A 26,581-nucleotide genomic window follows, 5' to 3' on the forward strand; every position below is an offset into this window, starting at 1 on the left:
CGGGTCGCTAGAACGTGCCTCAATAGAAAACCAGCCCGGGCTTCGCGGTGCTCACGCGTGTGCCCGCCTTGCCCTGGGTAATCGCCACGATATCGGCCAGCGCGCCGATCACCGAATCTCTGCCCGTGCTGCGCGCGAACTCCGCAGCCGCCATCACTTTCGGCCCCATCGACCCGGCCGCAAATCCCAGCCTCTCCAGTTCGTCGGGATGCGCGCTTGCTATCGCCTTTTGCGTCGGCTTGCCCCAGTCGACATAGGCTGCGTTCACGTCGGTTGCGATGATGAGCAGGTCGCTGTCGAGTTCCTGCGCGAGCAGCGCCGAGCACAGATCCTTGTCGATCACCGCCTCCACGCCGGCCAGCTTGTGGCCCTCGCCATATAGCGTGGGAATGCCGCCGCCGCCCGCGCAGATCACGATCGTGCCACGTTCCAGCAGCCACTTCACCGGGCGGATTTCGAAGATGTGCTTCGGCCGCGGACTCGCCACTACGCGGCGGAACTTGTCGCCGTCGGGGGCAATGCTCCAGCCGCGTTCGGCGGCTAGTTTCTCGGCTTGTTCCTTCGTATAGACGGGGCCGATCGGCTTGCTCGGATGCTGAAAGGCCGGATCGTTGCCATCGACTTCGACCTGCGTGAGGATGGTCGCGAAGGGCACTTCATAAGGCAGCAGGTTGCCGAGTTCCTGCTCGATCATGTAGCCGATCATGCCCTCGGTCTGCGCGCCGAGCACGTCGAGCGGGTAGCCCGGCACTTCCTTGTAGGCCTCGCCCTGCAGTGCGAGGAGACCGACTTGTGGTCCGTTACCGTGCGCGATCACGAGTTCGTTGCCGTCCGCGATCTGGGCGATCTGCGTGGCCGCGAGGCGCACGTTTTCGCGCTGGTTTTCCGCAGTCATCGGCTCGCCGCGACGCAGCAGCGCGTTGCCGCCAAGCGCAATCACGATTCGCATGTTGCACTCCCAGGTTGTGAATGTCGTAAGAGCGAGGCGGGCGAGCCGGCCTGCCGGATAAGGCACCCGGTGGCCGGCGCTCGCCTCGTCAAGCCGTGCGGTTCACAGGTCGGCAAGCGTCGAGACGAGGATTGCCTTGATCGTGTGCATGCGGTTTTCCGCCTGCTCGAAAGCGAGGTTGAGCGGCGATTCGAACACCTCCTCCGTGACCTCGATACCGCCCGCCAGTTCCGGATACTTGTCGGCGATCTGCTTGCCGATCACGGTCTCGCTGTTGTGGAAGGCGGGCAGGCAGTGCATGAAACGCGTTTGCGGATTGCCGCTCGCCTTCATTAGCGCCATGTTCACCTGGTACGGCAGAAGCACCTTGATGCGCTCGCCCCACGCTTCTACCGGCTCGCCCATCGATACCCAGACATCGGTATGGATGAAGTCCACGCCCTTGACGGCAGCCTTGGGGTCTTCGGTCAGCAGTATGCGCGCGCCGCTTTCTTCAGCGAACTGCTTGCATTGCGTCACGAGTTCCTCGTGTGGCCAGAGCGATTTCGGTGCCGCGATGCGAACGTCCATGCCGAGCTTTGCGCCAATGAGCAGCAGCGAGTTCCCCATGTTGTTGCGCGCGTCGCCGAGGTACGCGTAGCTGATCGACGTGAGCGGTTTGTCGGAATGCTCACGCATGGTGAGTACGTCGGCGAGCATCTGCGTCGGGTGATATTCATCGGTCAGGCCATTGAACACCGGCACACCGGCGAATTTCGCCAGTTCCTCGACGATCTCTTGCTTGAAGCCGCGATATTCGATTGCGTCGTACATGCGCCCGAGCACGCGCGCCGTGTCCTTCATGCTCTCCTTGTGGCCGATCTGCGAGGAGTTCGGGTCGATATAGGTGACGTTCGCGCCCTGGTCATAGGCGGCGACTTCGAACGCGCAGCGCGTGCGCGTGGACGTCTTTTCGAAGATCAGTGCAACGTTCACCCCCTTGAGGTGCTGCTGCTCGGTTCCCGTGTACTTTGCGCGCTTGAGATCGCGCGAGAGATCGAGCAGATATCTCAACTCGCGGGTGCTGTGGTGCACCAGGCTGAGCAGGCTGCGGTTGCGCAGGTTGAAAGCCATTTCGGTTCTCCATTGCGAATGCAGTTGGAATGCGGGTAATCAGGCCGTCACGTTCGGCCGGGGCACAACGTTCACAAATCCACGGCGTCGCGCGAGATCGGGCATGTCATGCAGTGACCGCCGCCGCGCCCGCGGCCCAGCTCGCTCGCCGTGATCGTGATGACTTCCACGCCCGCCTTGCGCAGCAGGGTATTCGTATACGTGTTGCGGTCGTAGCCGACCACCACACCGGGCTCGAGGCACACCACGTTGTTGCCGTCGTCCCACTGCTCACGCTCGGCCGCGAACGCGTTGCCGCCGGTTTCGACGATGCGCAGTTCCTTGAGGCCCATCGCTTCGGCCACGACTTCCACGAAGGGCTTTTCTTCGCGACGCAGATCGAGCTTCGATGGGCTCTTGTCGTCGGGGCGAATCGAGAACGGCACGATCTCGCCGACCACTTCGGGGAAGATCGTCACGAGGTCGCGGTCGCAGAAGCTGAACACCGTGTCGAGGTGCATGGCGGCGCGCGACTTGGGCAGGCCCGCCACGACGATGCGCTTGGCGCCGCCTTTTGCGAAGATGTTCTGTGCCAGCCGCCCGATGGCCTGGCGGCTCGAGCGCTCACCCATGCCGATGAGCACGACGCCATTGCCGATCGGCATGACGTCGCCGCCTTCGAGTGTCGCCGCGCCATGATCCTCGTCCGGGTCGCCGTACCAGACCTCGAAGTCTTGGCCCGCGAATTGCGGGTGATACCGGTAGATGGCGGTGGTGAGCAGCGTCTCCTGGCGGCGTGCCGGCCAGTACATCGGATTGAGCGATACGCCCTTGTAAATCCAGCAGGTCGTGTCGCGCGTGAAGACCGTATTGGGCAGCGGGGCGAGCACGAAACTCGAGTAGCCCAGGTAGCGGCGGAACTCCTTGAGGATCCTGCTTTGATCGGTATCCGGAATATCTTCGGCGACAACGCCGCCAATCAGAAATTCCGCGAGCCGGCGCGGCTCGATCCCTTCCAGCCAGCTGCGTACCTCGCCCGCAAGCGAGACGCCCACGGTCTCGGGGCGAATCTTCCGGTCGAGAATGAATTTCAACGCATCAGCGTTCTGTACCGTTTCGGTCAGCAGGTTGTGCATTTCGAGAACTTCAACGCCGCGGTCCCGCATCTTCGTCACGAAGTCGAAGTGGTCGCGCTTGGCCTGGCTCACCCAGATGACGTCGTCGAATAGCAGTTCGTCGCAGTTGCTTGGCGTGAGGCGTTGATGCGCGAGCCCAGGCGAGCAAACCATAACCTTGCGCAGCTTGCCCGCCTCGGAGTTGACGCCAAAGGCGGCAGTGTCCGTACTCATAGAAGACTCCTCGAATCAGAGGGTGAGAAAGCCCTTGTAGAGGCCGAAAGCCGCGATTAGCGCGCCGATCAGCACCGCGGCGAATACGAAAATTTCCACCGTCGTAAAAACGGGTTTGCCGATCTCGCGTTTCGCGCGTGCGAACAGAATCACGCCGGGTGCGTAGAGCAGCGCCGAGAGCAGCACGTATTTGAGGCCGCCCGCATAGATGAGCCAGATGGCGTAGATCACCGCGATGAGCGCGATGATCATGTCCTTGCTGCGCGGGCCGCTGTCGACCTCGTAGGTCTCGCCGCGCAGCGTCAGCAACAACGCATAGGCCGCCGACCAGAAATAGGGCAGCAGGATCATCGAGGTCGCGAGATAGATCAGCGAGAGATACGTGCCCTTGGAGAACAGCGTGATGACGAGAAAGAGCTGGACCATGCCGTTCGTGAGCCAGAGCGCATTGGCCGGCACGTGCTTCGCGTTTTCCTTGCGCAGGAAGCTCGGCATGGTGTGGTCGCGCGCGGCCGAGAAAATGATTTCGGCACAAAGCAGCACCCAGGAAAGCAGCGCGCCGCACAGCGATATGACGAGCCCAACGCTAATGAGGATCGCTCCCCAGTGTCCGACCACATGTTCCAGAACACCCGCCATCGAAGGATTTTGCAGCTCGGCAAGTTTGGGTTGCGTGAGCACGCCGAGCGAAAGCACGTTCACGAGTACGAGCAGCAGGAGCACACCAACAAAGCCGATGACCGTCGCCTTGCCGACATCGCTGCGCTTCTCCGCGCGCGCGGAAAAGATGCTCGCGCCTTCAATGCCGATGAACACCCACACCGTCACGAGCATCATGTTGCGAACCTGGTTCGACACGCTGCCGAGCTTGGGATTCATTTGGCCCCAGAAGTCGGCGGTGAACGTGCCGCTGCTGAAGCCAAACGCGCAGATGATGATGAAGAGGCACAACGGAATGAGTTTGGCCACCGTGGTGATCTGGTTGACGATTGCGGCCTCCTTGATGCCTCGCAGCACAAGAAAATGCAGCAACCAGAGCAGCACCGAGGCGCAGATGATGGAAACGAGCGTGTTGCCTTCGCCAAAGATCGGATAGAAATAGCCGAGTGTGCTGAAGAGGAGAACGAAGTAGCCGACGTTGCCTAACCAGGCACTGATCCAGTAGCCCCACGCTGAGCCGAAGCCCATGAAGTCGCCGAAACCGGCTTTCGCGAAGGCGTACACCCCACCGTCGAGTTCGGGCTTACGCAGCGCCAGCGACTGGAATACGAATGCGAGCGTGAGCATGCCGACTGCGGTGATCGCCCAGCCGATCAGCACCGCACCGGCGTCCGCGCTGACCGCCATATTTTGCGGCAGGGAAAAGATGCCGCCACCCACCATCGACCCGACAACGAGGGCAGTGAGCGCACCGAGCCGCAGCTTGTTGGAAGCGGCGGGCGCGGCAGTGCTCTCGGGCTTCGCTGCGGGACGGGGCGTAGACGTCGAATCGGACATGGGGTGTCTCCCATACGAGCCGGCCCGCCGCGGATCTCGCGCTGCGCACCAACCCGTCAGATTATTTCTGTTGTGCCTCGCGAACTGTGCGGTTAGTCCAAAGCGCAAATCGAAGCCGCGCCAGGACGTGTTTAATCTATAGCTGACACGAATTTTGGCAATACGACTTTGGTCCAATACCGCGGAGCCACCCGCGAGCGTTGCCGCGAATATCACCGTGGTACCCACAAACGCACGCGTGGCGCATGGCGATGGTGCGTGACGTCGGCGCGCTGCCTCGTCGATACGGATCGAATATCAACCGGGCGTCAACGAATGAGCGCTGCAGCCAGCGCGAATGGGACGGGACCGGTGCACTGGTTTGATAGTAGATCATTGCAAGTTCACCGCGACAACGATCGTCGGCCGCGAAGAGCCTTCATTAAAAGCACACGCTTTTGTCATTCTTCGAAAAAGAAAGTCCACCTGAATAAATGTGATCAAGATCGCAATCATGTTTTCGTTTAAAGAAAACGGTGATCATCGCGATGTTTTCTGCTTTTCAGGGTGCAACCAGGGGCAAGCTTCCGCAGTTAGTTATTACTGGACGACACAATCGCAAATCAAGCCATGGAACGGGGCTGCAATTTATTATTGGGGGCAGGTGGCCGAGGCCAATGCGCTGACTCACCGGGCCGCTCGCCAGGTCTTCCGGCGGGTTTGTGACGCAACTGCTACAATTGGCGAGAATTGCAGCCCCAGGATAATCGCGCGATTCCTGGGGCTTTTTCGTTTTTCTGCGGCGCTGCTTCGGCACGTGCGGCGCTGTGCGGGAACCACACACAGGGAGTTTCACGGTGACTCGAACAGACGCTAAAAACAGCGCGCTCGTGCTGTTTTCCGGCGGCCAGGACTCGGCCACATGCCTCGCATGGGCGCTCGATCGTTACGATATCGTCGAGACGCTGGGCTTCGACTACGGCCAGCGCCATCGCGTCGAACTCGAGTGCCGTGACGGCTTCCGTACAGCCATCGCGCGAGCGTTTCCCGAATGGGGCAAGCGCCTTGGCGACGATCACATGATCGACCTTTCTGTGCTTGGCTCGATCAGCGATACGGCCATGACGCGAGAGATCGAGATCGAGACCGCCGCGACCGGCTTGCCGAACACGTTCGTGCCGGGCCGCAACCTGATGTTCATGACGATCGCCGCAGCGATCGCGTACCGGCGGGGGCTCAACGTGCTCGTCGGCGGCATGTGCGAGACCGACTTTTCGGGCTATCCCGACTGCCGGGACGACACCATGAAGGCCCTCCAGGTCGCGCTGAACCTCGGCATGGACAGCCGCTTCGTGCTGGAAACGCCGCTCATGTGGCTCGACAAGGCCGATACATGGCGCCTCGCGCGGCAACTGGGTGGCGAAGAACTCGTCGAACTGGTGCGCGTCGAAACGCACACGTGCTACGTCGGCGAGCGCGCCGAACTGCAGCCGTGGGGTTTCGGCTGCGGCGAGTGCCCGGCCTGCAAGCTCCGCAAGCGCGGCTATGAAGCGTATCTCGCGGGCGAGAACGTCACCGAAGCACCGGTCTGAGGGCCTGACCGGGTTCGGGCCGAGGGGTGCGCCAGGCTCGGTCGCGAGAGTGGTTTCGGGCGGAACGCTCTGGCTCTTCGCACCGGCCCGGCTCTGTGGCGTGGCACGACCTCGAGGCACGCCGCATAGCGCCGCATCGCGTGCGGCGGCGTCGGGCAAAATGCGCTGGAATGCAATCCGGCACGCACGCGCACGGCGAGACCGGTGGCTCAGCGCTCCCGACACGCGACTCAACCCGATCCAGGATCAGGCAGCACAATGACTTACGCAGTAAAGGAAATTTTCTACACGTTGCAGGGCGAAGGCGCGAACGCCGGGCGTCCGGCCGTCTTCTGCCGGTTCGCCGGCTGCAATCTGTGGTCCGGCCGTGAAGAGGACCGGGCCGATGCCGCGTGCCGCTTCTGCGACACCGACTTCGTCGGCACCGACGGCGAGAACGGCGGCAAGTACCGCAGCGCCGACGAACTGGTCGCGAAGATCGCGTCCCTGTGGCCCGAAGGCGAAGGCAACCGCTTCGTGGTGTGCACGGGCGGCGAGCCGATGCTGCAGATCGACGCGCCGTTCGTCGACGCGCTGCACGCCGCCGGCTTCGAGATCGCCATCGAAACGAACGGTTCGTTGCCGGTGCTCGAGACGATCGACTGGGTGTGCGTGAGCCCGAAGGCCGACGCGCCGCTCGTCGTCACCAAAGGCAACGAACTGAAGGTCGTGGTGCCGCAGGACAACCAGCGCCTCGCCGACTACGCGAAACTGGACTTCGAGTATTTCCTCGTCCAGCCGATGGACGGCCCGTCGCGCGACCTGAACACGAAACTCGCCATCGACTGGTGCAAGCGGCACCCGCAGTGGCGCCTTTCGATGCAGACTCACAAATATCTGAACATCCCCTGAAGCGGAAGCACCGTGCTGACGATCACCCGAAAACTCGAATTCGATGCGGGTCACCGCATCCCCGACCACCGCAGCCAGTGCCGCAATCTGCATGGCCATCGCTACGTGCTCGAGCTCACCCTGCAAGGCGATCTCATCGAGACCGAAGGCGCGCCCGACCGCGGCATGGTGATGGACTTCGCCGATGTGAAGGCGCTCGCGAACCAGCATCTCATCGACCTGTGGGATCACGCGTTTCTCGTCTACGAAGGCGACACGCAGGTGCGCGGCTTCCTCGAAACGCTGCCGGGCCACAAGACTGTCGTGATCGACCGTATTCCGACCGTCGAGAATCTTGCGGCCATCGTGTTCGAGATCCTCGCGAACGTCTACGACGCTCACTACGGCGTGAATCTGCGGCTCCATAAAGTGCGCCTCTCCGAGACGCCGAACTGCTGGGCCGAAGTCATCCGCGACTGATCCTCGCGCATCCTCGCGTTTGGCCATTGCCTTTCCCGCCTGCCGTTGCAGGCGGTCGCGCACGCCCTCTTGCGCTCCGGGTTTTCAGCCCCGGGTTTTCCGCCCAATGGCGAGAGTCATTGTCGCGGTATGATCGTCCGGACAAGGCCGCGCACTCTCGTGCGCGGACACAAAACTCAAACGATGCGAGACATGCAGGTTGCGGCGTCGCCGGGCCACTCGGCCCGGGCATGACGCGTGCGGCTCGCAGACTCGCCGGGAGCGCGGCGATGAGCACTTTCACCAATCCCCTGAAAGAACGTCTGAAAGTAGCAGAGCCGCTCTACGGCCTGTGGTTGTCGATGGGCAGCGAGACCGCCGCCGAAGCGCTCGCGCACGCGGGTTTCGACTGGCTCCTGATAGACATGGAGCACGCGCCCAACGACAGCGCCGACACGGTCGCCCAACTGCGCGCGATCGCCGCCGCCCATCTGCCGACCGAACCGGTCGTGCGCCTGCCGACGAGCGAGCCTTGGCTCGTCAAGCGCGTGCTCGACGCGGGCGCACGCACGGTGATGTTTCCGAACATCGGCTCGGCCGAAGAAGCGGCGCGCGCCGTGAGCCTCACGCAGTATCCGGGCGAGCACACGCCCGACGGGCGGCGCGGTGTGGCGGGTGTCGTGCGCGCGGCCGCCTACGGCATGCGGCGCGACTACCTGCACGGCGCGAACGCACAGATCGCGGTCATCGTGCAGATCGAATCGGCGTCGGCGCTCGAAGAGGTCGAGCAGATCGCGGCGACGCCGGGCGTCGACTGTCTGTTTGTCGGCCCCGCCGACCTCGCCGCGAGCCTCGGTCATCTGGGCGACTCGAAACATCCCGACGTCAATGCGGCGATGCTGCGCATCGTCGCGGCGGCGCGCGGCGCGGGCGTGGCCGCAGGCATCTTCGCGATGGATGCCGTGCAGGCGAAGCAGTATCGTGAGATGGGCTTCAGCTTCATCGCGCTCGCAGCCGACGTGATCTGGCTTGTGCGCGCGACGCGTCAGGCCTTGCAGGAGGCGAGATCATGAAGTGCAGCAAAGGCGCGTTCGCACGAACGGCAGCCGGATTTTTCGCCGCGACCGCTGCGGCGGCATGCTTCGCGGCCGGGGCGTCCGCTGCGAAGGGTGTGACCGCGGAAACGGACCCAGAGACGGCCAACGCCGTAGCCGACTACAACGCGGGCAACCTGGACGCCGCGCTCAAGGAGTTCCGGGCGGCGGCCGTGCGCGGCAATCGTCTCGCGGAATTCGACTACGCGATGATGCTGCTCAACGGCGAGGGTGGGGCGACGGACGTCGGCGAAGGCCGCAAGTGGCTGCGCAAGGCCGCCGACGCGAACATGTCGCATGCGCAGTACGTCTACGGGAAGATGTACGACGACGGCGACTTCGTCGAGCGCGATCCGGCAGCGGCGCACCAGTGGTTCCTGAAGGCGGCGAAGCAGGGCCACGTGCAGGCAGAACTGGCGCTTGCGAACCAGTTCCTCGACGGACGCGGTACGACGCGTGACAACAAGCAGGCGTTTTACTGGTACAAGAAGGCTGCCGAAGGCGGTGACATGACGGCGCAATACGTGACCGGCTCGTTCTACGAACACGGCGGCGATGGTGTACCGAGGAACATCAACGTCGCGCGCGCGTACTACGCGGCGGCGGCGGCGCAGGGCGACCGGGTGGCGCTGCTCAAGTACCAGCAGTTGAGCGAGCAGTTGCAGAAGTCGGCGCCGGGCGGGACGCAGTAGACACTGCAGGCAAGCGGCGCCGCGCTTGAACGCAGACTAGCTCTGCATGAGCCGCCTGTGGCGGCCGACGCTCATGATGAGCCCGATCGCGACACCGAGCGTCGTGAGCGCGGTTCCGCCGTAACTCATGAACGGCAGCGGCACGCCCACCACGGGCAGGATGCCGCTCACCATCCCGATGTTCACGAACGCGTAGGTGAAGAAGGCCATCGTCAGCGATCCGGCCAATAATCGCCCGAACAGCGTCGCGCCGTTCGCGGCGATATAGAGTCCGCGCGCGATGAGGCACATATAGAGCGTGAGCAGCACGACACCGCCCAGCATGCCGAATTCCTCGGAGAACACCGCGAAAATGAAGTCCGTGTGCTTTTCGGGGATGAACTCGAGGTGCGACTGCGTACCCTTGAGCCAGCCCTTGCCGAGCGGCCCGCCCGAGCCGATGGCGATCACGGCCTGAATCGTGTGGAAGCCCTTGCCGAGCGGATCGGAGGTCGGGTCGAGCAGCGTGCAGATACGGTGCTTCTGATAGTCGTGCATGAGCGGCCAGTTCACCTGCGGCTGGCAGATCTTGTCCTGGAACGCCGCAACCGACGCGACCGCGATCACGCCCGCGATCAGCACCGGCACGATCAGCCGGAACGAGAGTCCCGCGAAGTAGATCACGAAGAAGCCCGACGCGAACACGAGCACGGCAGTGCCGAGGTCGGGCTGCTTGGCGATCAGACCAACCGGTACGAGCAGGATGATGAAACCGACGAGAAAGTCGTACCAGCGCATCACGCCCTCGCGGCGCTGGTAGTACCACGCGAGCATGAGCGGCGTGGCGATCTTGAGAATTTCCGAGGGCTGGATCACGACGCCCACGTTGATCCAGCGTTTTGCGCCCTTGCGCGTGAGTCCGAACATCGCGACCGCGACGAGTAGCGCGATGCCGAACGAGTACATCGGCACGGCGAAGCGCATTAGCGTCGTGGGCGGCACATTCGCGAGCGCCCACATCAGCACGAACGTCAGCATGATGTTGCGCAACTGGTCTTCGACGCGGCCCGGCATGTCGAGGCTCGCGCTGTACAGCGTGACGATGCCCACGCACAGCAGCAGGAACACGACGAGTGCAAGCGGCCGGTCGAAGCCGATGAAGAGCTTGCGGATCGTGTCGAGCACCGCGCGCTTGTCGATCTTGTCGAACTGGAAGATGGCCATGACGGATTCCTTACTCGTCCATGCCGCCGGTGGCGGCCTTCGGCGCTGCGTCGTCGTTGCGCGATGGCGCGAGTGTTGCGTCCGGCGCGTTCGCCGGCCGGCGCGGGCGGCGCGGTCCGTTGCGGCGTGCCGCGGACGCGGCGTCCACGCCGTTGGCGGAGGTGTCGGCGGACAGTGACGTGCCGCCGTTCACTGCATCGGCGACGCGCTGTGCGTCGGGCGAGACCGGCGTGCGGCGCACGGCGCCGTCGGCCGGCGCTGCTGCTGCACGCGTGTTCGCGGCGGTGGGGGCGGTCGTGCCTGTGGCGCGTGTTGCAGCGTTTGCCGAAGTACCCGCAGCGCCCGCTGCGCCTGTCACGCCGGAAGCGGCGCTGGCGGGCGCCACTACGCCCGCGGCACCGGCTGCACCCGACGCCGCCGCTGCCGAAGCAGCCGAAGCAGCCGAAGCTGCCGACGCCGCGCCCGGTATCGGCAGCGCCTTGAATCCGGCTGCGACTCTCACCGGCTGGGTACCGGCCCCCTCATCCTGCGCGGCGCCGATCACGGGCGCGGACGCATCCTGCGCGTCGGACGCCGCCGCGGACACTTCGGCCTGCAGGGCGCCCGGCTTTTGCCGGTCGAGGAGGTAGTAATCGAGCACGCGGCGCGCAATCGGGCCAGCGGCCTGGGCACCCCAGCCGCCGTTCTCGACGACCAGCGCGAGCGCGATCTTCGGCTGTTCGGCGGGCGCGAACGCGATGAAGAGCGCGTGGTCACGCAGATGCTCCGCGAGCGCATGCGCCTGGTATTTCGCGCCCTGCAGCGAGAACACCTGTGCCGTGCCGGTCTTGCCCGCCGATGTATACGCGGCGTTGGCGAAGACCTGGTATGCGGTGCCGGACGGGTTCATCGTCACGCCTTCCATGCCGCGCTTCACGACGTCGATGTCGCTCTGCGAGACGTTGAGGCGTCCGTTCTCGCTCGGTACGGTGAGGCGCAAGTCGTGGGTGAGCGGATTCTCGATGTCCTTCACGAGGTGCGGCTTCATGAGCACGCCGTTGTTGGCGAGCGTCGCGGTGGCGTGCGCGAGCTGCAGGATCGTGAACGAGTTGTAGCCCTGGCCGATACCGAGGCTGATCGTCTCGCCCTCGTACCAGCGCTGCGCTTCGGGTTTGCGGTAGGCCTTGCGCTTCCATTCCGTCGACGGCAGGATGCCGCGCGCCTCGCCCGCGATGTCGATGCCGGTGATCTGGCCGAAGCCGAGCGGCTTCATGAAGTTCGCGATGTTGTCGACGCCGAGGTCGTGCGCGAGCATGAAGAAGTAGGTGTCGTTGGACACCATGATCGCGCGGTTCATGTCGATCCAGCCCTGGCCGGAGCGTACGTCGTTGTTGAAGCGGTGGCCGCCGAACATGTAGTAGCCCGGATCCTGGAAGCCCCATTGCGGCGTGCGCTTGTGCAGCGTGAGCGCGGCGAGCGCCATGAACGGCTTGTAGGTCGAGCCCGGCGGATACGTGCCGTGCAGCGGCCGGTTGAGCAGCGGGTGATCGGACGAGTTGTTGAGTTCGTCCCACGTCTGCTGGTCGATGCCGTCGACGAACGTGTTCGGGTCGAAGCTCGGCGCGGAGACGAACGCGAGAATGTCGCCGGTCGACGGCTCGATCGCCACGAGCGCGCCGCGACGGCCCGCGAACGCCTTCTCGGCGACCTCCTGCAGGCCGATGTCGATCGACAGCCGCAGGTTGTTACCCGGCGTCGCCAGCGTGCGCGACATCGTACGCACGGGGCGGCCGCCTGCCGTGACTTCGACTTCCTCGAAACCGGTCAGGCCGTGCAGTTCGGTTTCATAGCTCTGCTCGACGCCGATCTTGCCGATGTAGTCGGTGCCGTTGTAGTTGTTCGCGTCCCGACGCGGATCGTAGTGCTCGTGATCGCTGTTGTTCTCGTCGCTTGCGTCGTCGATACGCTCCTGGTCGAGCTGCGAGATCCGGCCGATATAGCCGATCACGTGCGCGGCCGTCGTGCCGAGCGGGTACTGGCGGAACAGGCGGGCGCGCACCTCCACACCCGGAAAGCGGTAGCGCTGGGCGGTGAAGTGTGCGACTTCGTCGTCGGTGAGGCGGGTGCGGATCGGCAGGCTCTCGAAGTTCTTCGAGTCTTCGAGCAGCTTCTTGAAGCGGCGCCGGTCGCGCTGATCGATCGGGATGACCGTCGAGATCTGGTCGATCGTGTTGTCGAGCGTATCGGTGAGCTTCGAGGGCGTGATTTCGAGCGTGTAGGCCGAGTAGTTCTTTGCGAGGACGACGCCGTTGCGGTCGGTGATGATGCCGCGGTTGGGCACGATCGGCGCAACCGAGATGCGGTTTTCGTCGGCCTGCAGCGAATACTTGCTGTGGTTCCAGACCTGCAGCCAGATAAAGCGCAACCCGATCAGCCCGAAGCAGACGAACACGAACAGCCCCGCCGCCGCGACGCGCACGCGGAACTTCGAGATCTGTTGCTGGGTGTCCTTGAATTCGGTCATGCAATGAGTCCGGCTTGTGCGCGCATTGGGGTGCGAATTTGCGTCCAGCACGCCACGGGCCGGTTTTCGTAAGGTCTAGTCAAGCGCGTATTCCTGCGTTCCTCGGCTCGTTGCGGCGCACGCCGCTCAGATGGGCCGCGTATCGTCGGGATCGACGGGGCGGCGCTGCGGCAGGAGGAGCACGACGCTCGCAATGGGCCACAGCACGGCGGCGACGAAACCGCTCACGAGGTAGTCCCAGCCGGGAAACGACGCGCCCATCAGAAGGCGGGTCACGAACGGCACGAGCTGCGTGCCCACCAGCACCGGCATCACGGCGAACGCCTGTACGCCGAGCGACATCCACAGCACGCGACGGTGGATCGTGATCGCGCCATACGAGAGCAGCGTGTACGCGAGCGCGTGCTCGCCGAGCAGGCTCGCGTTATGGACGTCCATCAGGAGACCGAGGAAGAACGCGATGCCCATGCCGACCTTGCGCGGCTGGTGGATGTTCCAGAACAGCAGCACGAGCGCGACGAAATCGGGGATGCCGGGCAGCTTGCCCCATGGCAGCAGGTTCAGCAAAAACGCGGCGGCGAGGCTGAACGCGATGAAATACGGGTTGACCGGCTGAAGGATGTATTGCGGACGCGCCATCACGGATTCTCCGGTGCGGCGGCGTGCGCCGCGCGCTGCTGCGCGGATTTGGGCGGCGGATTGGCTGCTGGTTTGGCAGGCACAGCGCGGTCAGGCTTCGTTGCCGGTTGGGGCGGGGCTGCTGACGGCTTTTGCTTCGCGTCGGCGGTGGCGGGGCTTGTGCCTGTGGTTGTACCTGCGCTCGTGCCCGATTTGGCCGCTGCCGTGCCACTTGCCTGTGCGGCCGCTGCGGCCTGCGCCTTGCTGTCCGCGGCTTTCTTCGCGTCCGCCTTCTTTTTCGCGTCGGGGCTGACCGGTTCGAGTTCCGCGGGACGCGGCGGCACCTGCGACACGTAGTGCAGCACCAGCACCTGACGCGCACCGCGCACGGTGGCGACCGGCGCGCAGACGACGCGCGCAAATGCCGTGTCGGCCTGTTTGTCCACGCGCAGCACCTTCGCGACCGGCAACCCTTGCGGATACACGCCGTCGAGGCCGCTCGTCACGAGTTCGTCGCCGGCCTGCACATCGGCGCTGATCGGCACGAAACGCAGGTCGAGCAGCGCGCCTTGCGGCGTGCCGTAGATCACGCTGCGCAGGCCCGTGCGCACGATCTCGACCGGCACCGCCTGATCCTTGTCGGTCAGCAGTGTGACTTCGGACTGCATCGGGAACACGCGCGTGACCTGGCCGATCACGCCGTCCTCGCTCACGACGGGCGCGCCGTTCTGGATGTCCTGCTGCGAGCCGCGGCCGATCACGACCTTCTGCGTGAACGGATCGCGCGTGTCGTACTGGATCTCGGCGGGGGTCGTCTGCGCGCCGAAGTGCTGCGACAGCTGCAGGAGGGCGCGCAGGTGCGCGTTCTCGGCGGCGAGAATCGCGGCCTGGTTGGCCTGCTGCGAGAGCTGGAGGTTGCGCGCGTGAAGCTGCGTGTTGTCCGAGCGCAGCGTAGCGCTCGTGACGGCGAGGTCGGCGGCGCCGACGAAGAAGTCGCGCGGCACGAGGGCCGCGCGCTGCAGCGGGTAAAGGCCTGCCCCGAGAACGCCGCGCACGACTTCCAGCGTCTTGAAGCGGGCGTCTGAGATCAAGAGGACGAGCGACAGCGCGACGAACAAAATGAGCCGCGCGAGTGCCGAAGGGCCTTGCTTGAACAGGGGCGGCGGACTGTATTCCATGGTCGGCGCCGGGGGCGTGTGCAGATAGATAAAACGGTGGCGTCGCAAGGGGCGCCGTTTAGCGGGCGGCTCGAGGCATAGAGCGGCGCGCTAGCCGCCATGCCGTTGTGTGCCGCGCCGCTCGCATGGGGGCCGGCGCTTACTCGTAGGAGAAGATGCTGCCGAGCTTGTCCATGCGCTCGAGCGCCATACCCGACCCGCGCACGACGCAGGTAAGCGGGTCTTCGGCGACGAGCACCGGCAAGCCGGTTTCTTCCGCGAGCAGGCGGTCCAGGTCGCGCAGCAGCGCGCCGCCGCCCGTGAGCATCATGCCGCGCTCGGCGATGTCGGCGCCGAGTTCCGGCGGCGTCTGCTCGAGCGCGATCTTGACCGACGAGACGATCTGGTTCAGCGGATCGGTGAGGGCTTCCAGGATCTCGTTGCTCGAAATCGTGAAGCTGCGCGGAATGCCTTCCGACAGGTTGCGACCCTTCACTTCCATTTCCTTGACTTCGGAGCCGGGGAAAGCCGAACCGATTTCCTTCTTGATGGCTTCAGCGGTCTGTTCGCCGATCAGCATGCCGTAGTTGCGGCGGATGTAGTTGACGATGGCCTCGTCGAACTTGTCGCCGCCGACGCGCACCGAACCCTTGTACACGATACCGCCGAGCGAGATCACACCGACTTCCGTCGTGCCGCCGCCGATGTCGACGACCATCGAGCCCGTGGCTTCCGACACCGGCAGGCCCGCGCCGATTGCGGCGGCCATCGGCTCTTCGATCAGGTAGACCTGCGAGGCGCCCGCGCCGTGTGCGGCTTCCTTGATCGCGCGGCGCTCGACCTGGGTCGAGCCGCACGGCACGCAGATGATGATGCGCGGCGACGGCGAGAACATGCGCGATTCGTGAGCGCTCTTGATGAACTGCTTGATCATCTGCTCGGTCACCGTGAAGTCGGCGATCACGCCGTCCTTCATCGGGCGGATCGCCTCGATGTTGCCCGGCACCTTGCCGAGCATCTGCTTGGCTTCCTTGCCGACTGCCTGAATCGTCTTCTTGCCGTTCGGGCCGCCTTCCTGGCGGATCGAAACGACGGAGGGTTCGTCGAGAACGATGCCCTTGCCGCGCATGTAGATGAGCGTGTTGGCGGTGCCAAGGTCGATCGCGAGATCGTTGGAGAAGTAGCTACGCAGAAAACCGAACATTCAAAAATCCTGTCTCGCTTGTAGCCGACCTTCGCGCTAAGCGGGTCAAGGACGGCAGCGGAAAAAATAACAGCCCCAGGCCGGGCGCGCCGTTTGAATCAAGCGCGCCTCGATGAACCTGACACTGCGGGGATGGGTACCGGAGGCAGCCTGGCGGCGTGCCCAGCGTGCCCCGTCTTGCGCCAATTGCGTTGCGACAATCGCATTGCTCCCGTCACGCCTTTCGAGACCTATCGAGACACATCTGGGTCCCGATTTGGACCCTTCAAGTTCGCGAAGTACTACGCGTAACCAGTGAAAGGCAGACGCAAGGCGGTCCGGGTTTGGGTCGAACGCGTAATGATACCTTATAATTTTGCCTGTTTTACAGGATCCGGAAGGCAGTTTTTGATGATGCCGAAGCTTTATTCAAACGCCGGATCCGGCGCGATAACCCGCTGTTGCAGCACTGTTTTTCAGACAATGTCGCAATGGCTGAAGCAACAGCCCTCTTTTCCGGTGACCGCATGGCCCTGACCCTGAACGATGTGAAGCGAATCGCGCATCTCGCGCGCCTCGAACTGGCCGACGCCGAAGCCGGCAACACGCTCGTCCAACTGAACGATTTTTTCGGTCTCGTCGAGCAGATGCAGGCCGTCGACACGACCGGCATCGCGCCGCTCGCGCACCCGATCGAGCAGATCGAGGACGTGGCGCTGCGCCTGCGCGAGGACGCCGTGACCGAGGTGGTCGACCGCAACGCGCTGCAACGCCCGGCGCCCGCGGTGCAGGACGGCCTGTACCTCGTGCCGCGCGTGATCGAATAAGCGCGCCGTTTTTCCCGTCGGCGCCCGCCTGCGAGCTGCAGGTGGCGCGCGACGGCTCCCCCGATCTCACGGGGCGCGACCTGACGGTTCGGGATGGCGCCCCCGATGACGGCGCCGCGCACGCAGGAAACACAGTAAGGGGCGCTGCCGCCATGTTCTTCCAGGAACCACGCAATGCATGAAAAAAGCTTGACCGAACTGCGCGCCGCGCTGGCTGCGAAGGAATGCTCCGCAGTCGAGCTGGCCCAGCTTTACCTGAGTCGAATCGACGCGCATAAGGGTCTGAACGCGTTTGTCGAAGTCAACCCGGAACTGACGCTCGCGCAGGCCAAAGCCGCCGACGCGCGCCTCGCCGCAGGCGAAACCGGCGCGCTGCTCGGCCTGCCCCTCGCGCACAAGGACGTGTTCGTCACGCGTGGCTGGCGCTCGACGGCCGGCTCGAAGATGCTCGAAAACTACGTGAGCCCATTCGACGCAACGGTCGTCGACCGGCTTGAGCGCGCGGGCATGGTCTGCCTTGGCAAGACCAACATGGACGAATTCGCGATGGGTTCGTCCAACGAGAACTCGCATTTCGGCGCGGTGAAGAATCCGTGGGATCAGAAGGCGGTGCCGGGTGGCTCGTCGGGCGGTTCGGCGGCAGCCGTGGCCGCGCGCCTCGCGCCCGCTGCGACCGGCACGGACACGGGCGGCTCGATCCGTCAGCCCGCGTCGTTCTCCGGCATCACCGGCATCAAGCCGACCTACGGCCGCGTGTCGCGCTACGGCATGATCGCGTTCGCCTCGTCGCTCGACCAGGGCGGGCCGATGGCGCAAAGCGCCGCCGACTGCGGCCTTTTGCTCAACGCGATGGCGGGCTTCGACGAGCGCGACTCGACGAGCCTCCAGCGTGAGCACGAAGACTACACGCGCCATCTCGGCAAGACGTGGGGGGCAGATGCAACGGCGGACAAGCCGCTCGCGGGCCTGCGCATTGGCCTGCCGAAGGAATACTTCGGCGCGGGTCTGTCCGTCGACGTTCGCGCGGCCGTCGACGCGGCGCTCAAGGTGTACGAATCGCTCGGGGCCACGCTCGTCGAAGTGACGCTGCCGAAGACCGAACTGTCGATCCCCGTCTATTACGTCATCGCACCCGCCGAAGCGTCGTCGAACCTCTCGCGCTTCGATGGCGTGCGCTACGGCCATCGCGCAGCCGAATATCGCGATCTGCTCGACATGTACAAAAAGTCGCGCGCCGAGGGGTTCGGTCCCGAAGTGAAGCGTCGGATTCTCGTCGGCACCTACGTGCTTTCGCACGGCTATTACGACGCGTACTACCTCCAGGCGCAGAAGATCCGCCGCATCATTGCGCAGGACTTCCAGGAAGCGTTCAGACAGTGCGACGTCATCATGGGGCCGGTCGCGCCGAGCGTCGCGTGGGACATCGGCGCGAAGGGCGACGATCCGGTGCAGATGTATCTCGCGGACGTGTACACGCTGTCGACGAGCCTCGCCGGCCTGCCCGGCATGAGCGTGCCGTGCGGCTTCGGCGCGGGAGCGAACGCGCAGCGTCCGGTCGGTCTGCAGATCGTCGGCAACTATTTCAACGAGGCCCGCATGCTGCAGGTCGCCGACGCTTTCCAGCGCGCGACCGACTGGCATCGCAAGGCGCCGGCAGGGGTGTAAGCATGAGTACTCAATGGGAAGTCGTTATCGGTCTTGAGACGCACGCGCAGTTGTCGACGGCGTCGAAGATCTTCTCGGGCGCCTCGACGCAGTTCGGCGCTGACGCGAACACGCAAGCCTGCCCCGTCGATCTCGCGTTGCCGGGCGTGCTGCCCGTGATGAACCGCGGCGCCGTCGAGCGCGCGATCCGCTTCGGTCTGTCGATCGGCGCGACGATCGCGCCGCGCAGCATCTTCGCGCGCAAGAACTACTTCTATCCGGACCTGCCGAAGGGCTATCAGATCAGCCAGTACGAGATTCCGGTCGTGCAGGGCGGTCAGATCACGATCCAGGTGCCGGCCAACGAGAAGACCGGCAAGGAAGCCTACGAGAAGACCGTCAATCTGACGCGCGCGCACCTCGAAGAGGACGCGGGCAAGTCGCTGCACGAAGACTTCGCGGGCATGACGGGCATCGACCTGAATCGCGCGGGCACGCCGCTGCTCGAAATCGTCACCGAGCCGGAAATGCGCAGCGCCGCCGAAGCCGTGGCCTACGCGAAGGCGCTGCACAGCCTCGTGATGTGGCTCGGCATCTGCGACGGCAACATGCAGGAAGGTTCTTTCCGCTGCGACGCGAACGTCTCCGTGCGTCCGGTCGGGCAGAAGGAATTCGGCACGCGTGCCGAAATCAAGAACCTGAACTCGTTCCGCTTCCTCGAAGAAGCGATCCTGTTCGAAGTGCGTCGCCAGATCGAGCTGATCGAGGACGGCGGCACCGTCGTGCAGGAAACGCGCCTCTACGACCCGGACAAGCGCGAGACGCGCTCGATGCGCAGCAAGGAAGATGCGCACGATTACCGCTATTTCCCCGATCCCGATCTGATGCCGCTCGTGATCGATGCGGCGTGGGTCGATCGCGTGAAGGGCGAGATGCCCGAACTGCCCGCGTCGATGCAGGTGCGTTTCGTCGACCAGTACGGCGTGACGGCGTATGACGCGACCGTGCTCACGTCGAGCAAGGCGATGGCGTCGTACTTCGAGGCCGTGGTCGAAAAGACCGGTGCCGCGCAGGCGAAGGTTGCTGCGAACTGGCTGATGGGCGAAGTCTCGTCGCAGTTGAACCGCGAAGGCCTCGAAATCGACGCGTCGCCGGTCACCGCCGCGCAGCTCGCGCTGTTGCTGCAACGTATCGCCGACGGCACGATCTCGAACAAGATCGCCAAGGAAGTGTTCCTCGCGATGTGGGACGAAAAGGCCGCGGACGAAGCCGCCGCCGACCGCATCATCGAAGCGAAGGGCCTCAAGCAGATCTCCGACACCGGCGCACTCGAAGCGATCATCGACGAGGTGCTCGCGGCGAACCAGAAGTCGGTGGAAGAGTTCCGCGCGGGCAAGGAGAAGGCGTTCAACGCGCTGATCGGCCAGGCGATGAAGGCAACGAAGGGCAAGGCGAATCCGCAGCAGGTCAATGAGCTGCTGAAGAAGAAGCTGTCCTGAGTGCGCCTTTGCAGGGCGGCGTCGCGCGACGCCGACCTGCTGTTTGAGGCTCCGGCGGACAGCGGTGCATGGGACCGGAGTAAGCGCTGAAGCGCTAACTCTGGTCGACAGCTAAAGCGCTAACTCCGGTCGACAGAGGAGAACCATGGCATGGTGAAGTCCCCGAGTCTCGACGATTACCGCGTTCCGTTTTTCACCGACAAGCGCACCGCAAAGTTCGCGCTCGATGCGATCGATGCGTCGGCCAAACCGTTCACGACGGGTAGCAAGACCAGCGACCGCGACCGCCTGGCCGTTATCGGCGCGAAGATCGATGTGCAGCAGGAACGCCTGCATGCGCAGCACCATCGGCGCGTGTTGCTCGTGCTCCAGGGCATGGACACGAGCGGCAAGGACGGCACAATCCGTGGCGTCTTTCAGGACGTCGATCCGCTAGGCTTGCGCATCGTGGCGTTTCGCGCGCCCACGCCCATCGAGTCCGCACGCGACTTTCTCTGGCGCGTGCATATGCAGGTGCCGTCGGCAGGCGAACTGGCCATCTTCAATCGCAGCCACTACGAAGACGTGCTTGTGCCGCGCGTGATCGGGCAGATCGACCAGGCCGAGTGGGAGCGACGCTACCGCCAGATCCGCGAATTCGAGGCGATGCTCTCGGAGTGCGGCACGACGATCATCAAGTGCATGCTGCACATCTCGAAGGACGAGCAAAGGAACCGCATCCAGGCGCGGATCGACGATCCGACCAAGCACTGGAAATTCGATCTCTCCGACCTCGAAGCGCGCAACCGCTGGGATGCTTACCAGGCCGCCTATCGCGACGTGCTCGCGGCCACCTCCACGGAATACGCGCCGTGGTACGTGATTCCGGCGAATTCGAAGTCGCATCGCAACGTGATGGTCGCGGAACTGTTGTTGCGTGCGCTGGAAAACCTCAAGCTCGAATTTCCGCCGGCGAAAGAAGAACTGAACGGCCTCAAGATCGACTAGGCCGTCAGTGGACGACGATGCCTCCGCGCCGCGGCGCGGGGCGACGCAAAACCAACAAGGAAACAAGACATGTTGCGTGTGATCACCGCGAACCTCAACGGCATCCGCTCGGCGGCGAAGAAGGGTTTCTTCGAGTGGTTCGGCGAGCAGAAGGCCGACGTGCTGTGCGTGCAGGAAATCAAATGCTCGCAGGACGACATGACGCCCGAATTCCTCGCGCCGCACGATTTCAAGGGCTATTTCCAGCACGCGGTGAAGAAGGGCTATAGCGGCGCGGGCCTCTACACGCGACACGAACCGGACGACGTGATCATCGGGTTCGGCAACGCTGAATTCGATCCCGAGGGACGCTACGTCGAAGCGCGCTTCGGCAAGCTTTCGATCGTGTCGGTCTACGTGCCGTCGGGGTCCAGCGGCGAGGAGCGCCAGGAGGCGAAATACCGCTTCATGGACGCGTTCATGCCGCATCTCGCCGATCTCAAGGGCGAGGGGCGCGAGGTGGTCGTGTGCGGCGATGTGAACATCGTCCACAAGGAAATCGACATCAAGAACTGGAAGGGCAACCAGAAGAACTCCGGCTGCCTGCCCGAAGAGCGCGCGTGGCTCACGAAGCTCTTCGACGACGTCGGTTACGTCGACGTGTTCCGCACGCTCGACACGCGTGCCGAGCAGTACACCTGGTGGAGCAACCGCGGCCAGGCGTATGCGAAGAACGTGGGGTGGCGTATCGACTACGAGATCGCTACGCCGGGTATCGCGGCCACCGCAAAGCGCACGTCGATCTTCAAGGACATCAAGTTCAGCGACCACGCGCCGCTCACCATCGACTACGACTACAAGATCAAGCGCTGAGCGTCAGGGCTCCACGAGCTTGCGCCGCTGCGGCACGGCGATGCCCGCGTAGTCGGGCAGCGTGTCGAGCGGCATGCCGATCGACTTCGCGTAGAGCGGCATCATGTCGGGCAGGCGCTTGAAAAGATCGGCGCGGCGCGCGTTCGTGTACGGATGCACGTAGACGAAACCATCGCCGCGATCGCTCTTCGTGGCCAGGGCGAGCTTGTCCCAGGCCGTGAGCGCCGCACGCGGATCGAAGCCCGCGCGAGACGCGATGTCACTGCCGATCACGTCGGCTTCGGTTTCGTCGGCGCGGCCGTAGCGCATTTCGAAGAGCTGCGAGCCGACGCCCAGCGGAAACACGCCCAGATCGGCGAGCCCGAACAGTTGCGGCACCGTGCCGGCCTCGATCTGCGCTGCCTGCTGTGCGCCGAGACGCTCGCGCACGTGCTCGCGCACCGCATGCGCGATCTCGTGACCGAGCAGCATGCCGAATTCGTTGTCGTTGAGCTTCACGCGGTCGAGCAGTCCGCCGTACACCACGATCTTGCCACCCGGCAGGCAGTACATGCGGATATCCGGCGAACGGATCACCGCCACTTCCCATTTCCAGTTTTTGATCCGATCGCCCCACTTCTGCGCGTAAGGCGCGAGCCGGTCGACTAAAAAGCGCACGCGCTGCGCGCGTGGATCGCTGTCGGGGTAGAGGCGGTCGGAGTGGGCCGCGCCGCGCACGATCTCCGCGTATTCGGCTGCGGCCTGCGCCTCCAGCATCGGCGAGGGGATCAGGATGCGATACAGCGTGGCGTCGCCGAAGCGCACCTGGCGGCCCATGCCCGGCGTTGCGCGGCCAGTTGCGTAGGGCGTGACTGCGTTCGCGCCAGCGGCGTTGCCGGCGCTCTGTACGGCGCCTTTAGCCGCCAGTGGCGCAGCGGACGCGGGCGAGACAGAGGGCGACACCGTGGGCGAGACCGCGGACGCTACGGCCACCATCACGGGCGGGGTGTTGTCGTCGTCGGCGTGCGCGAGCGGCGCGTGGAGAACGAGCAGCGCGGGCAGTGCCGCCGCGAGCGTCAGCGCAAGCTCCCGCACCCGCACGTCGGCCCGGCGTCGACGACGGGGCGTCGGACGCTCGCAGGGCGCGGCGGTCTGGTGCACGGTCACGATCTGATTCTCCACGGGGCGATTCGGACCAGCAGGAGCATACCCGGTACAGCGAGTGCCGTGCAGACGATGAAGTAGTCGAACCAGCCGATCTTCGCGACCAGAAAGCCGCTCGCCGCCGAGGCGAGCGTGCGCGGCACCGAAGCGAGACTCGTGAAGAGCGCAAACTGGGTGGCGGTATAGCGCGGGTCGGTTGTGCTCGCAATATAGGCGGTGAATGCGGCGAGCGTGAGGCCGGTCGCGAACGTCTCGAAGCCGTAGACGAGCGCGAGCGCCACGGCACGCGGATCGAGCGAAAACTGCACGTTCGCGCCGAACACGCTTGCGGCTTGCGAAACGGCGTGACTCACGGCGAGCACGCCGCTGTAGATCGACGCGAGCGACGGCGAGTCGGGCCCGACCTGAGCGAGCCAGGCGAAGCCGAGCGTCGAGATCATCTGCAGGAAACCGAAGATCCACAGCCCGCGTCCGATGCCGATCTTCACAAGCGCCACGCCACCGATGATGCCGCCCGCGAGGCTCGCGCCGAACGCCGTCATCTTGGCGATCACGCCGATCTCGGTGCGCGAGAAGCCGATGTCGAGGAAGAACGACGTCGAAAGCGTGGTGGCCATCGTGTCGCCGAGCTTGTAAAGGAAGATGAACGCGAGCACGAAAAGCGCATTCCCCCAGCCGCCGCGCCGCACGAATTCGGCGAACGGCTGCACGATCGCCTCGCTCAGGTTCCTCGGCGGCGGGCCTTGCGCCTCGGGTTCGCTCACCACGAGCGCCATGATCATGCCGGGAATCATGAACGCGGCCGTGACGATGAACACCGTGCTCCACGGCAGGTGATCGGAGAGGATCAGCGCAAGAGACCCCGGCACGAGCGCGGCGATCTTGTACGCGTTCACGTGGACCGCGTTGCCGAGGCCCTGTTGCGTGTCGGACAGCAGCTCGCGCCGGTAGGCGTCGATGGCGATGTCCTGGCTTGCGCCGAAGAACGCCACCAGCGCGGCGAGCGCTGCCACCATCTTGATCGAATCTTTCGGCGAGACGAATCCGAGCGTCGCGATTGCGAGCGCAACGAGAATCTGCGTGACGAGCATCCAGCCGCGCCGGCGTCCCGGACGCCAGCCTGCGAGGCGCGGCACGTAGCGGTCCATCAACGGCGCCCAGACGAACTTCCAGGTGTAGGGGATCTGGATCAGCGCAAAGAGGCCGATGTCCTTAAGGCTGACGCCTTCGGAGCGTAGCCACGCCTGCACGAGATAGACGAGCGTGAAAAGCGGCAGCCCCGAGGTGAAACCGAGGAACACGCAGATCAGCATGTGCGTGTTCAGATACGCGCGCCAGCCAGGGTGTTCTTCGTGAGCGTCAACGTGGACGTTGCGGGTAGGAGCCTCGTGGGGCGGATTCGGCATGTCGTCGTTAGCGGCGGCGGTTCTTGTGGATCTGGGTCGAAAAAACGCGCGCCGCGACCGATCACGCAGACGACGTCATTTTTTCTTCACGCGATAGACCGCAAGACTACCACGCCAGTTCACGCCCCATCGAACGGTCTGACCGCCGTGAAGCACGGCGCGATCAAGAATTTCGATGCCCACTTCCGGCGCGAGCGCCTCGAAATCCTTCACGGTGAGCACACGCACGTTCGGCGTGTTGTGCCACTGGTAGGGCAGCGACTTCGAAACCGGCATGCGTCCGCGCAGCACTGAAAGCCGATGCGGCCAGTAGCCGAAGTTCGGGAACGAGACGATGCATTCCTTGCCCACGCGCGCCGTCTCGCGCAAGATCGCCGCGGTCTGGTGGATCGTCTGCAGCGTTTGCGAAAGGATCGCGAAGTCGAAGCTTGCGTCCTCGAACAGGCGCAGTCCGTCCTCCAGATTCTGCTGGATCACGTTGATGCCGTTCTGAACGGAGGCGAGCACGCCCGCGTCGTTGATCTCGATGCCGTAGCCCGTGCACTCCAGTTCCTCGCCGAGCAGCGAGAGCAGCGCGCCGTCGCCGCAACCGAGGTCGAGCACCGTCGAACGCGGCTCGATCCAGCGTGCAATCGTTCGGAAGTCGGAGCGTGCGGAAAGACTCACAAAAGCGCTCGGATTCATGCGCCCACCTCGTTGGCAATACGTTCGTAGTAAGCGCGCATGACGTTGTGATAGCGCGCGTCGTCGAGCAGGAAGGCATCGTGGCCATGCGGCGCGTCGATTTCCGCGTAGCTCACCTGGCGCTTGTGGTCGAGCAGCGCCTTCACGAGTTCGCGCGAGCGCGCGGGGGCGAAGCGCCAGTCGGTCGAGAAGCTCGCCACGAGATACTTCGCCTTCGTGTGCGCGAGCGCCTTCGTGAGATCGCCGTCGAACGCCTTCGCCGGGTCGAAGTAATCGAGCGCGCGCGTGATGAGCAGGTAGGTGTTCGCGTCGAAGTAGTCGGCGAACTTTTCGCCCTGGTAGCGCAGGTACGACTCCACCTCGAACTCGACGTCGAAGCTGAAGTTGTATTCGTCGACAGCGCCTTCCGCCCGGCGCAGCGCGCGGCCGAATTTCTCGGCCATGTCGTCGTCGGAGAGATAGGTGATGTGGCCGATCATGCGCGCCACGCGCAGGCCGCGCTTGGGCTTCACGCCGTGCGCGTAGTAGTCGCCGCCGTGGAAGTCGGGGTCCGAGAGGATCGACGAGCGCGCCACTTCGTTGAACGCGATGTTCTGCGCGGAGAGCTTGGGCGTCGACGCGATGACGATGCAGTGGCCGATCCGGTCCGGATAGCGCAGGCTCCACGCGAGCGCCTGCATGCCGCCGAGGCTGCCGCCCATCACGGCGGCGAACTTCTCGATGCCGAAGCGGTCGGCCACGCGCGCCTGGGCGTCCACCCAGTCCTCGACCGTGACGACCGGAAACTTCGCGCCGTAGGGCTGGCCGGTCGCGGGATCGGTGCTCATCGGGCCGGTGGAGCCAAAGCACGAGCCGAGATTGTTCACGCCGATCACGAAGAAACGGTTGGTGTCGAGCGGCTTGCCGGGGCCGACCATGTTGTCCCACCAGCCGACGTTTTTCGGGTCGTTCTCGTAGACGCCCGCGACGTGATGCGACGCGTTGAGCGCGTGACAGACGAGCACTGCGTTGCTGCGGGTGGCGTTGAGCGTGCCGTAGGTTTCGACCACGAGGTCGTAACCGGCAAGGGCTGTGCCGTTCTGCAGTTGCAGAGGCTCGTCGAAATGCAGTGTTTGTGGAGCGACGATGCCGATCGATTCCATTCGTTCCGCCTTGGGTTTCCGGGGCGGCTAAACGGTGTCGGCTGGGCGCGGATTGCAGGAGGGTGGCGCGGCTGACGACCTCTTTAGCCGCATTTGTAATGAACCCGCGCACGCCGTGATATTCGGTGGCTTTCAGGTTCGCGCGCCCGCAATCGAGTCA

The 26,581-nt window shown here is 64.4% G+C and carries 23 protein-coding genes; 10 read left to right on the forward strand and 13 right to left on the reverse strand.

Going from position 1 to position 26,581, the window contains the following annotated elements:
* Nucleotides 1–19: 19 nt before the first annotated feature.
* From arcC to arcD, 4 genes are all read right to left on the reverse strand, one after another.
* A complete protein-coding gene (gene arcC / locus D1Y85_RS20390) occupies nt 20–949 on the reverse strand; it encodes a carbamate kinase (RefSeq protein ID WP_124152890.1) in 930 nt (309 codons plus the stop codon).
* Nucleotides 950–1,051: 102 nt separating this feature from the next.
* The gene (locus D1Y85_RS20395) at nt 1,052–2,062 is read right to left on the reverse strand and encodes an ornithine carbamoyltransferase (RefSeq protein ID WP_124152891.1); all 1,011 of its coding nucleotides are present in this window, start codon (nt 2,060–2,062) and stop codon (nt 1,052–1,054) included.
* 71 nt (nt 2,063–2,133) lie between these two features.
* Entirely contained in the window at nt 2,134–3,390 is a 1,257-nt protein-coding gene (gene arcA, locus D1Y85_RS20400) for an arginine deiminase (RefSeq protein ID WP_124152892.1), read from the reverse strand.
* A gap of 15 nt (nt 3,391–3,405) precedes the next feature.
* Nucleotides 3,406–4,887, reverse strand: a complete 1,482-nt coding sequence (gene arcD / locus D1Y85_RS20405) for an arginine-ornithine antiporter (protein ID WP_124152893.1) — start codon at nt 4,885–4,887, stop codon at nt 3,406–3,408.
* Nucleotides 4,888–5,723: 836 nt separating this feature from the next.
* Between arcD and queC the strand changes: the two genes are divergently transcribed.
* The 5 genes from queC to D1Y85_RS20430 all read left to right on the forward strand — a co-directional run bounded on the left by queC (nt 5,724) and on the right by D1Y85_RS20430 (nt 9,573).
* A complete protein-coding gene (queC, locus tag D1Y85_RS20410; RefSeq protein ID WP_124152894.1) occupies nt 5,724–6,458 on the forward strand; it encodes a 7-cyano-7-deazaguanine synthase QueC in 735 nt (244 codons plus the stop codon).
* Nucleotides 6,459–6,716: 258 nt separating this feature from the next.
* On the forward strand, nt 6,717–7,349 hold the full coding sequence (gene queE, locus D1Y85_RS20415; protein ID WP_124152895.1) for a 7-carboxy-7-deazaguanine synthase: 633 nt from the start codon (nt 6,717–6,719) through the stop codon (nt 7,347–7,349).
* A gap of 15 nt (nt 7,350–7,364) precedes the next feature.
* Nucleotides 7,365–7,808: a 6-carboxytetrahydropterin synthase QueD gene (gene queD, locus D1Y85_RS20420; protein WP_124152976.1), complete on the forward strand. Its 444-nt coding sequence runs from the start codon at nt 7,365–7,367 to the stop codon at nt 7,806–7,808.
* Between the two features lie 269 nt (nt 7,809–8,077).
* Complete coding sequence (locus D1Y85_RS20425; protein ID WP_124152896.1) at nt 8,078–8,860, forward strand: HpcH/HpaI aldolase family protein; 783 nt, start codon at nt 8,078–8,080, stop codon at nt 8,858–8,860.
* Complete coding sequence (locus tag D1Y85_RS20430; RefSeq protein ID WP_124152897.1) at nt 8,857–9,573, forward strand: tetratricopeptide repeat protein; 717 nt, start codon at nt 8,857–8,859, stop codon at nt 9,571–9,573. Before D1Y85_RS20425 ends, D1Y85_RS20430 begins: the two co-directional genes overlap by 4 nt.
* Nucleotides 9,574–9,609: 36 nt before the next feature.
* Here the strand turns inward: D1Y85_RS20430 and rodA are convergent, their stop codons facing one another.
* The 5 genes from rodA to D1Y85_RS20455 form a co-directional block, all read right to left on the reverse strand.
* Nucleotides 9,610–10,776 carry a rod shape-determining protein RodA gene (gene rodA, locus D1Y85_RS20435; RefSeq protein ID WP_124152898.1) on the reverse strand — a complete coding sequence of 389 codons (1,167 nt, stop codon included), beginning with the start codon at nt 10,774–10,776 and terminating at the stop codon, nt 9,610–9,612.
* 10 nt (nt 10,777–10,786) lie between these two features.
* The gene (gene mrdA / locus D1Y85_RS20440) at nt 10,787–13,279 is read right to left on the reverse strand and encodes a penicillin-binding protein 2 (protein ID WP_124152899.1); all 2,493 of its coding nucleotides are present in this window, start codon (nt 13,277–13,279) and stop codon (nt 10,787–10,789) included.
* 126 nt (nt 13,280–13,405) lie between these two features.
* A complete protein-coding gene (gene mreD / locus D1Y85_RS20445; protein ID WP_124152900.1) occupies nt 13,406–13,918 on the reverse strand; it encodes a rod shape-determining protein MreD in 513 nt (170 codons plus the stop codon).
* Nucleotides 13,918–15,075 carry a rod shape-determining protein MreC gene (mreC, locus tag D1Y85_RS20450; RefSeq protein ID WP_124152901.1) on the reverse strand — a complete coding sequence of 386 codons (1,158 nt, stop codon included), beginning with the start codon at nt 15,073–15,075 and terminating at the stop codon, nt 13,918–13,920. The genes mreD and mreC overlap by 1 nt, the downstream gene beginning before the upstream one ends.
* 139 nt (nt 15,076–15,214) lie before the next feature.
* Nucleotides 15,215–16,258 (reverse strand): rod shape-determining protein, encoded by a 1,044-nt coding sequence (locus D1Y85_RS20455; protein WP_124152902.1) that lies wholly within the window; start codon nt 16,256–16,258, stop codon nt 15,215–15,217.
* Between the two features lie 506 nt (nt 16,259–16,764).
* Between D1Y85_RS20455 and gatC the strand changes: the two genes are divergently transcribed.
* The 5 genes from gatC (at nt 16,765) to D1Y85_RS20480 (ending at nt 22,046) form a co-directional block, all read left to right on the forward strand.
* Nucleotides 16,765–17,064 (forward strand): Asp-tRNA(Asn)/Glu-tRNA(Gln) amidotransferase subunit GatC, encoded by a 300-nt coding sequence (gatC, locus tag D1Y85_RS20460; RefSeq protein ID WP_124152903.1) that lies wholly within the window; start codon nt 16,765–16,767, stop codon nt 17,062–17,064.
* A 174-nt stretch (nt 17,065–17,238) separates the two neighbouring features.
* On the forward strand, nt 17,239–18,729 hold the full coding sequence (gene gatA / locus D1Y85_RS20465; RefSeq protein WP_124152904.1) for an Asp-tRNA(Asn)/Glu-tRNA(Gln) amidotransferase subunit GatA: 1,491 nt from the start codon (nt 17,239–17,241) through the stop codon (nt 18,727–18,729).
* Nucleotides 18,730–18,731: 2 nt separating this feature from the next.
* A complete protein-coding gene (gatB, locus tag D1Y85_RS20470) occupies nt 18,732–20,207 on the forward strand; it encodes an Asp-tRNA(Asn)/Glu-tRNA(Gln) amidotransferase subunit GatB (RefSeq protein WP_124152905.1) in 1,476 nt (491 codons plus the stop codon).
* 150 nt (nt 20,208–20,357) lie between these two features.
* On the forward strand, nt 20,358–21,194 hold the full coding sequence (locus D1Y85_RS20475) for a PPK2 family polyphosphate kinase (RefSeq protein WP_124152906.1): 837 nt from the start codon (nt 20,358–20,360) through the stop codon (nt 21,192–21,194).
* 69 nt (nt 21,195–21,263) lie between these two features.
* On the forward strand, nt 21,264–22,046 hold the full coding sequence (locus D1Y85_RS20480) for an exodeoxyribonuclease III (RefSeq protein WP_124152907.1): 783 nt from the start codon (nt 21,264–21,266) through the stop codon (nt 22,044–22,046).
* Between the two features lie 3 nt (nt 22,047–22,049).
* Here D1Y85_RS20480 and D1Y85_RS20485 read toward each other — a convergent pair whose 3' ends face one another.
* The 4 genes from D1Y85_RS20485 to metX form a co-directional block, all read right to left on the reverse strand.
* On the reverse strand, nt 22,050–23,207 hold the full coding sequence (locus D1Y85_RS20485; protein WP_246024998.1) for a M48 family metallopeptidase: 1,158 nt from the start codon (nt 23,205–23,207) through the stop codon (nt 22,050–22,052).
* The gene (locus D1Y85_RS20490) at nt 23,189–24,595 is read right to left on the reverse strand and encodes an AmpG family muropeptide MFS transporter (protein WP_124152908.1); all 1,407 of its coding nucleotides are present in this window, start codon (nt 24,593–24,595) and stop codon (nt 23,189–23,191) included. Before D1Y85_RS20490 ends, D1Y85_RS20485 begins: the two co-directional genes overlap by 19 nt.
* A gap of 75 nt (nt 24,596–24,670) precedes the next feature.
* Nucleotides 24,671–25,279, reverse strand: coding sequence for a methionine biosynthesis protein MetW (metW, locus tag D1Y85_RS20495; RefSeq protein WP_124152909.1), 609 nt, complete (start codon nt 25,277–25,279; stop codon nt 24,671–24,673).
* Entirely contained in the window at nt 25,276–26,421 is a 1,146-nt protein-coding gene (gene metX / locus D1Y85_RS20500) for a homoserine O-succinyltransferase MetX (RefSeq protein ID WP_124152910.1), read from the reverse strand. Before metX ends, metW begins: the two co-directional genes overlap by 4 nt.
* Between the last annotated feature and the right edge of the window lie 160 nt (nt 26,422–26,581).

The sequence above is a fragment of the Paraburkholderia dinghuensis genome (genome assembly GCF_003837865.1).
Taxonomy (GTDB): domain Bacteria; phylum Pseudomonadota; class Gammaproteobacteria; order Burkholderiales; family Burkholderiaceae; genus Paraburkholderia; species Paraburkholderia dinghuensis.